7 protein-coding genes are annotated in these 7,712 nt (G+C 69.2%); 4 read left to right on the plus strand and 3 right to left on the minus strand.

What is annotated here, in order from left to right:
• Nucleotides 1–222 precede the first annotated feature (222 nt).
• On the plus strand, nt 223–2,853 hold the full coding sequence (gene clpB, locus H0B54_RS20790; protein WP_188261907.1) for an ATP-dependent chaperone ClpB: 2,631 nt from the start codon (nt 223–225) through the stop codon (nt 2,851–2,853).
• 64 nt (nt 2,854–2,917) lie between these two features.
• On the opposite strand, the gene trhA is transcribed toward clpB, so the two are convergent.
• Together trhA and H0B54_RS20800 are read right to left on the minus strand one after the other, a co-directional pair.
• Complete coding sequence (gene trhA / locus H0B54_RS20795) at nt 2,918–3,577, minus strand: PAQR family membrane homeostasis protein TrhA (RefSeq protein ID WP_188261908.1); 660 nt, start codon at nt 3,575–3,577, stop codon at nt 2,918–2,920.
• 70 nt (nt 3,578–3,647) lie between these two features.
• Nucleotides 3,648–4,535 (minus strand): phytanoyl-CoA dioxygenase family protein, encoded by an 888-nt coding sequence (locus H0B54_RS20800; RefSeq protein ID WP_188261909.1) that lies wholly within the window; start codon nt 4,533–4,535, stop codon nt 3,648–3,650.
• 225 nt (nt 4,536–4,760) lie between these two features.
• Here H0B54_RS20800 and H0B54_RS20805 point away from each other — a divergent pair, with 225 nt between their 5' ends.
• The 3 genes from H0B54_RS20805 (at nt 4,761) to H0B54_RS20815 (ending at nt 6,532) form a co-directional block, all read left to right on the plus strand.
• A complete protein-coding gene (locus H0B54_RS20805) occupies nt 4,761–5,489 on the plus strand; it encodes an AzlC family ABC transporter permease (protein WP_188261910.1) in 729 nt (242 codons plus the stop codon).
• Complete coding sequence (locus tag H0B54_RS20810; RefSeq protein ID WP_211109467.1) at nt 5,486–5,824, plus strand: AzlD domain-containing protein; 339 nt, start codon at nt 5,486–5,488, stop codon at nt 5,822–5,824. The genes H0B54_RS20805 and H0B54_RS20810 overlap by 4 nt, the downstream gene beginning before the upstream one ends.
• Before the next feature lie 246 nt (nt 5,825–6,070).
• Nucleotides 6,071–6,532 (plus strand): SH3 domain-containing protein, encoded by a 462-nt coding sequence (locus H0B54_RS20815; protein ID WP_188261911.1) that lies wholly within the window; start codon nt 6,071–6,073, stop codon nt 6,530–6,532.
• A 137-nt stretch (nt 6,533–6,669) separates the two neighbouring features.
• Here H0B54_RS20815 and H0B54_RS20820 read toward each other — a convergent pair.
• On the minus strand, nt 6,670–7,712 hold a 1,043-nt coding region (locus H0B54_RS20820; RefSeq protein ID WP_246472652.1), incomplete at its 5' end, for a methyl-accepting chemotaxis protein.

A 7,712-nucleotide genomic window follows, 5' to 3' on the forward strand; every position in this document is an offset into this window, starting at 1 on the left:
GGCTTTGAATGAAAACCCTAGCCCCTTCCGGCGGGCCGCGGAAAGCCACCCTTTCGGCGCGGGTCCGACAAAAGCAATAACCACGCGTGCCGGGGGGTCTTGCATACGGATGGGCCTCACCCACATCTACGGCGACGCATGCATCCTTGCGGATCGCACTGGTAATGTGGATCGGACTGACCGGGCTGCCTCGCGGACGGTCGGCGATGAAGGGAGCACATCATGGATTTCGAAAAGTACACCGAGCGCAGCCGTGGCTTCGTGCAGGCGGCGCAGACCCTGGCCCTGCGGCGCGGCCACCAGCGGCTGACGCCGGAACATCTGCTGAAGACCCTTCTGGACGACAAGGAAGGCTTGGCCTCCAACCTGATCCGTGCGGCCGGCGGCGACCCCGCCCTGGCGCTGTCGGGCGTGGACGCCGAGTTGGACAAGCAGCCCAAGGTGGAAGGCGCCGGCGCCGGTCAGGTGTACCTGACCCCGGAACTCTCCCGCGTGTTCGAGCAGGCCGAAGCGGTCGCCAAGAAGGCCGGCGACAGCTACGTCACCGCGGAGCGCATCCTGCTGGCGCTCGCCATGGCCGACGGCACGCCGTCCGCCGCCGTGCTGAAGCGCGCGGGCGTCACCCCGCAGGCGCTCAACACCGCGATCAACGAGGTCCGCAAGGGCCGCACCGCCGACACCGCCAGCGCCGAGCAGGGCTACGACGCGCTGAAGAAATACACCCGCGACCTGACCGAGTCGGCGCGCGAGGGCAAGCTCGACCCCGTCATCGGGCGCGACGAGGAAATCCGCCGCACCATCCAGGTGCTGGCCCGTCGCACCAAGAACAACCCCGTCCTGATCGGCGAGCCGGGCGTCGGCAAGACCGCCATCGTCGAGGGACTCGCCCAGCGCATCGTCAAGGGCGACGTGCCGGAAGGGCTGAAGAACAAGAAGCTGCTGTCGCTCGACCTCGCCGGCATGGTGGCCGGCGCCAAGTACCGCGGCGAGTTCGAGGAGCGGCTGAAGGCCGTGCTCCAGGAGATCCAGGCGGCGGCGGGCGAGGTCATCGTCTTCATCGACGAGCTGCACACGCTGGTCGGCGCCGGCAAGGCGGACGGGGCCATGGACGCCTCCAACATGCTGAAGCCGGCGCTGGCGCGCGGCGAGCTGCACTGCGTCGGCGCCACAACGCTGGACGAGTACCGCAAGCACATCGAGAAGGACGCCGCACTTGCCCGGCGCTTCCAGCCCGTCTTCGTGCCCGAGCCGACGGTGGAGGACACCATCTCCATCCTGCGCGGCCTGAAGGAGCGCTACGAGGTGCACCACGGCGTGCGCATCACCGACGGCGCCATCGTGTCGGCGGCGACCCTGTCGAACCGCTACATCACCGACCGCTTCCTGCCCGACAAGGCCATCGACCTGATCGACGAGGCGGCCAGCCGCCTGCGCATGGCCGTGGACAGCAAGCCGGAGACCATCGACGAGCTGGACCGCCGCATCATCCAGCTCAAGATCGAGCGGGAGGCGCTGAAGCGCGAGTCCGACGAGGCCTCGCGCGCCCGGCTTGCCAACCTGGAAGGCGAGCTGGCCGACCTGGAGCAGGAATCCGCCGAGCTGACCGCCAAGTGGCAGGCCGAGAAGGACCAGCTCCAGGGCGCCCAGAAGATCAAGGAGGACCTGGAGAAGGCCCGCACCGAACTGGAGCAGGCCCAGCGCGACGGCAACTGGGGCCGCGCCGGGGAGCTGGCCTACGGCGTCATCCCCGATCTGGAGAAGCGGCTGAAGGAGGCGGAGGCCCACGCCGCCAACCGCATGCTGAACGAGGAGGTGCGCGACAGCGACATCGCCGCCGTGGTCAGCCGTTGGACCGGCGTGCCGGTCGACAAGATGCTGGCCGGCGAGCGGGAGAAGCTGCTGGCGATGGAAACCCGCCTGAAAACCCGCGTGATCGGCCAGGACGAGGCCATCGTGGCGGTGTCCAACGCCGTCCGCCGCGCCCGCGCCGGCCTGCAGGACCCCAATCGGCCCATCGGCTCCTTCCTGTTCCTTGGGCCGACCGGCGTCGGCAAGACCGAGCTGACCAAGGCGCTGGCCGAGTTCCTGTTCGACGACGAGACGGCGATGGTCCGGCTCGACATGTCGGAATACATGGAGAAGCACTCGGTCGCCCGCATGATCGGCGCGCCTCCGGGCTATGTCGGCTATGAGGAGGGCGGAGCGCTGACCGAGGCGGTGCGCCGCCGGCCCTATCAGGTCGTCCTGTTCGACGAGGTCGAGAAGGCCCATCCCGACGTCTTCAACGTGCTGCTCCAGGTGCTCGACGACGGGCGCCTGACCGACGGGCAGGGGCGGACGGTGGACTTCCGCAACGTGGTCATCATCATGACCTCGAACCTTGGCTCCGAGGTGCTGGCGGCCCAGCCGGAGGGCCAGGACAGCGGCGCCGTGCGCGACGAGGTGATGGAGGTGGTGCGCGCCCACTTCCGGCCGGAGTTCCTGAACCGGCTGGACGAGATCCTGCTGTTCCACCGGCTGGACCGCAGCCACATGGGTGGGATCGTGACGATCCAGCTCGGGCGGCTGGTCCGCATGCTGGCCGACCGCGACATCACGCTGGAGGTGGACGAGGCGGCGACGCAGTGGCTGGCCGAGGCCGGCTACGACCCGGTCTACGGCGCGCGTCCGCTGAAGCGGGTGATCCAGCGGGAGCTGCAGAACCCGCTGGCCACCATGATCCTGGAGGGCCGCGTCGCCGATGGCCAGACGGTCAAGGTGGGGGCGGAAGGCGGCGAGTTGACCATCAACGGCCTGCCCGTCTCCGCCCAGGTGCGCAGCGCGGCGACCCAGCCGGTGACGACGGTTCATTGATGGCGGTACACGGATGATGCAGGGATGATGCAGGCGAGGGGCCTTTCACGAGGCCCCTCGTTCATCATGTCACCACGAACTCCCGCGCCACCGCGGCGAAGTGACAGGAGGCCGCCACCACGACCAGCGCGTGCCAGACCGGGATGTTGTAGGGCAGGCGGTCCAGCGTGTGGATGAAGGCGCCCACCGTGTAGACCACCCCGCCCACCGCCAGCAGAAGCAGCGTCGTCGGGGACAGCGACCGCCACAGCGGTTCGGCCACCGACAGGATGGCCCAGCCGAGCCCGAGATAGAGCACGAAGCCCAGCCGTTCGTACCGCCAGGAGGCGAACAGCTTCAGCGCCACCCCGCCCAGCGCCACCACCCACACCGCGACGCCCAGCGGGATTCCCGTGGCGCCGTCCAGCCGGTTCAGGGTGAAGGGGGTGTAGCTGCCGGCGATCATCACATAGATCATCGCATGGTCGATCCGCCGCAGCACCGCCTTGCGCCGGCCCGGCGGGGCCAGGTTGTAGGCGGCCGACGCGCTGAGCATGCCGACCAGCCCGGCGCCGTAGGCGACCAGCGACACCATCTCGGTCGCGGAAACATGGCCCGCCGTCACGGCCAGCAGCCAGGATGCGCCGATCAGGCCGGCGATCACGCCGATGGCGTGGATGACCGCGTCCGCCGCACGTTCCCCCGCCGTGTGGACGGGAAACTCGAAGCAGGAATCGGGTTTCATGGGACCAGCCTGCCGGAAAGGCGGGCGGATGGAAAGCCCTCCCCCCGGCACGCCGGCCCCATCGGAATCGTTAACTCCGCAGATAGACCCGGTTGATGTAGGGGTCGTAACGGCGGTCCGGATTCGGCAGCACCGGCTGGAGCGGGCCGAAGCGGTTGCGCAGCAGCGTGTATTCGGTGACGACGATCAGCCGGTCGCTGCGCGTCGGCTGGAGAGCCTTGTGCATCCCGATGTTGTCGGCCAGGAAGCAGTCGCCCGCCCGCCCGGTCAGCGCGACGGGCGCCGACGCGCCATAGACCGCCTCGACCTCGGCGTCGGAATGATTGCGCCGCTCCAGAAGCTCCTGCCCGTGCTGGGAGGCCGGGACGTAGATGTGCGGCCCGCCGCCCATGTCGGTGTCCGTCAAGTACAGGAACATCTTGAAGTGGCGGACCTGGTTGTAGTCCCGGTGGTAGTTCTGCGTGCTGATCCGCGGGTTGGGCCGGGCCAGCGACCACCATACCGACATGCCGTCGATGGTCGGCTTGCAGCCGTGGAACGCCTCCGCGACCTCCAGGACGAGCGGGTGGTTGATGGTGTCCAGCAGGTGGGGGGCGGCCAGGAACTGCTCCTCCACATAGCGGGCCATCTGGATGTCCGGCGACGGCACCTTGTCGATGGTGAAGGAGCCGTACTGCCGGTGGCCGCCGTCGAAGCAGGGCTGCTCCTCGAAATAGCGCCGCATCGCCGCGACCTGCTCGTCGGTCATCAGGCGGAACGCGTCGGTGTAGCCGCGCGTCTCCAGTTGCGTCTTGAGGCTCAACGTCTGTTCGGATGGTTTGAAGCCGGGGGTGCGGGGCCGGAAGGGCGCGACCAGCGACGCGGCGAGCTTGCGCCGCGGCTCGATCTTCAGGCGCGGGATTTGATGCCAGATGACGTCGTCGATCCAACGGGCCTTGTTGTTGAACGGTACCTTCACGCGAGCGGGCTCCCCGGCAGACGCAGCGAGTGCGAGAGTTCCGAAAGAATACCCTAAATACGGGAAATTCTTATTGCTCGTTCGCCTGCGGCATTTTGCGCGGAGTGGTGTGGACGGACTTGTCTCCCGGACAATAAAAGGCGGGCGGCGCGCTCGTCGCAGCGCTATGGTCCGCAACCCGACGCCGTTCCAAGGAGCGGTTCAAGAAGACGCTTCAGAACGATCATGACCAGACGATCCAGCTTCGCCGCCGGCGCCCGCGACACCCTGCCGATGGTCATCGGCGCGGCGCCCTTCGGGGTGATCTTCGGCACGCTGGTGGCCGCCGGGCCGCTGGCGGCGTGGCAGGGGCAGCTCATGTCCCTGTCGGTCTTCGCAGGGTCCAGCCAGTTCATCGCGCTGGGTCTGGTGGCCGGGCACGCCGGGCTGGCGGTGATCTGGCTGACCACCCTGATCGTGAACCTGCGACACGCCCTCTACGCCGCCACGCTGCTGCCGCACGTTGCCCATCTGCCGGCGCGCTGGCGCTGGACGCTGGGCTTCTTCCTGACCGACGAGACCTTCGCGGTGATGGCCGGCTACTACGCCCGGCACCCGCGGGCGCCGCTCGGGCACTGGTACTTCCTGGGCTCCTGCCTGTCGATGTACGCGAACTGGCAGTTCTGGACCTTGGTCGGTCTGCTGTTCGGCGCGGCCTTCCCGCAACTCCAGTCGCTGGGACTGGACTTCGCGATGGTCGCCACCTTCATCGCCATCGTCGTGCCGCAACTCGCCAGCCTGCCCAACTTCGCGGCGGCGGCGGCGGCGGGGGCCGTGGCCTATCTGGGGCAGGACGTGCCCTACAAGCTGGGGCTGATGGCCGCCGTGGTGGCCGGGGTGGCCGTGGGGATGGCCCTGCAGCGCTGGCGCTCCGGCGGGCTGGAGGCCGGACGGCGGGAGGAGGAGGCGGCATGACCGGGACCGTCCTGACCAACACCGTCATGATCCTGGGCATGGCGGCGGTCACCGTCTTCGTGAAGGCGGCGCTGTTCGTGCTGGGCGACCGGGTGGTCTTCCCGCCGCTGCTGAAGCAGGCGCTGGGCTTCGTCCCGGTGACGGTGCTGACCGCCATCATCGTGCCGATGATCCTGTCTCCGAACGGCGAGGGGCTGGAGCTGACCTGGAGGAACCCGCAGCTCGTCGGCGCGCTGGCCGCCGTCCTGGCCTGCGTGGCGACCGGCAAGCAGCTTCTCACCATCGCCGTGGCGCTTGGGGTCTTCTTCGCCTGGCAGCTGGGCGTCCTCGCCTAAAGCGAACTTCCGTTCGCTTTAGACTCACATCGCCTCACTTGCCGGCGGGCTTCGGCCGCATGTGCGGCCGGGACCGCTGTCGCGGTCCAAAGCGGATTGCAATCCGCTTTAGGCGTTGGGCGTCAGGGCCGGCGCCGCTTTCCTGCCACAAACAGTGCATAGCCGTTCTGCCGCGGCGCGGTGGCGCGGGTGGGGGCGCATCCTGTATGGTCGCCCGATCGAAAGGGCTACCCAACAGAGTCCGTGATGACCAGACGCCTGCGCCTCGTTCCCGTCTCCCTCGCCGTGGCCTGCGCGGTGATGCTGACCGCCTGCCAGACGGGCGAGCGGACCAACCGCGCGCCCGTGGTGCAGGGGACCGCCAGCGCCTCACCGGCTGGGCTCGACACCGTCTCCGGCGAGTGGGAAACCGACAAGACCACCGCGCTGCGGTCGCAGCCGAGCAACAGCGCGCCCATCGTCGCCACCTTCCCGCCCGGCCAGCCCCTGAAGGTCCTGGGCCGCGCCCGCGGCACCGATTGGGTGGCGGTGCAGGCGGTGGGGTCGACCGCCTATGTGCGGATGCATCTGCTGCGCCTGCGCGGCAGCGCCCCCATCCAGACCGCCCGCGGCACGACGACCACCGTCGCCAAGCCGGAGGACAACGCCGGCCCCTCGATCAAGGCCGCCCCGCGCCGCAAGATCGAGGCGACGCCGATCGCGAATTAAGCGCGGGGGGGCGGCTTGCCCCCACCCTAACCCTCCCCCGCTGACGCAGGGGAGGGGACTGCCGCCGCTTCGCAGAAATCTCCCTCCCCTGCGACAGCGGGGGAGGGCCGGGGTGGGGGCAATGATGACTTTGGCCCTCAGAACTCCTTCCAGTCGTCGTCCTCGCTGACGTTGCGCTTGAGCGCGGTGCCCGAATGGGACTCCGCCCGAGCCGCCGGCTTCGCCGCGGCTCGGGAACGGGACGCCGGAGCGGTCGGACGGGCCACTGGTGCGACGTGCCGCGGAGCCGCAGCGGTGGTCGCAACGGCGACCGGCACGGCCTGCAGGTCCAGCTTGAAGAAGCCGATCAGCCCCTTCAGGTCGTTGGCCTGACCGGCCATGGCCTGCGCCGCGGCGGTGGTCTCCTCGACGAGCGCGGCGTTCTTCTGGGTCATCTCGTCCATCTGCGAGACGGTGGCGTTGATCTCGTCGAGCGCCGCCGCCTGCTCCGAGGAGGCCGAGGCCATCTCGGCGATCAGCCCGGCGACCTGCTGGACGCCCGATACGATGCCCTCCAGCGCGTCGCCGGCCTTCTTGACCAGCTCCACCCCGTCCTTCACCTGGGCGTCGCTGTCGAGGATCAAGCCCTTGATCTCCTTGGACGCCTGGGCGGAGCGCTGGGCGAGGTTGCGCACCTCCTGCGCCACCACGGCGAAGCCGCGGCCCGCGTCGCCGGCCCGCGCCGCCTCGACCGCCGCGTTCAGCGCCAGCAGGTTGGTCTGGAAGGCGATCTCGTCGATCACCCCGATGATGTCGGTGATCTTGCGGCTCGACGCCTCGATGCGCTTCATCGCATCGATCGCCGAGTCCGCCACCGTCCCGCCGGACTCCGCGGCGGTGCGGGCGTCGGCGGCCATGCCGTTGGCGCGCTGGGCGTTGTCGGCGTTGGAACGCACCGTGGCCCCCAGCTCCTCCATGCTCGCCGCCGTCTCCTCCAGGGACGACGCCTGCTGTTCCGTCCGCTCCGCGAGGTCGGAGGAGCCGATGGAGACCTCGCCCGCCGCCGAGGCGATGGTGTCCGCCGCCTGGGTGATCTGGCCGACGATCTCCGACAGCTTGGCGGAGGTGGCGTTGACGTCGGTCTTCAGCGTCTGGAAGGCGCCCTGGTAGTCGCGCTCCACCCGCTTGTTGAGGTCGCCCT

The sequence above is a fragment of the Azospirillum tabaci genome (assembly GCF_014596085.1).
GTDB classification, from domain to species: domain Bacteria; phylum Pseudomonadota; class Alphaproteobacteria; order Azospirillales; family Azospirillaceae; genus Azospirillum; species Azospirillum tabaci.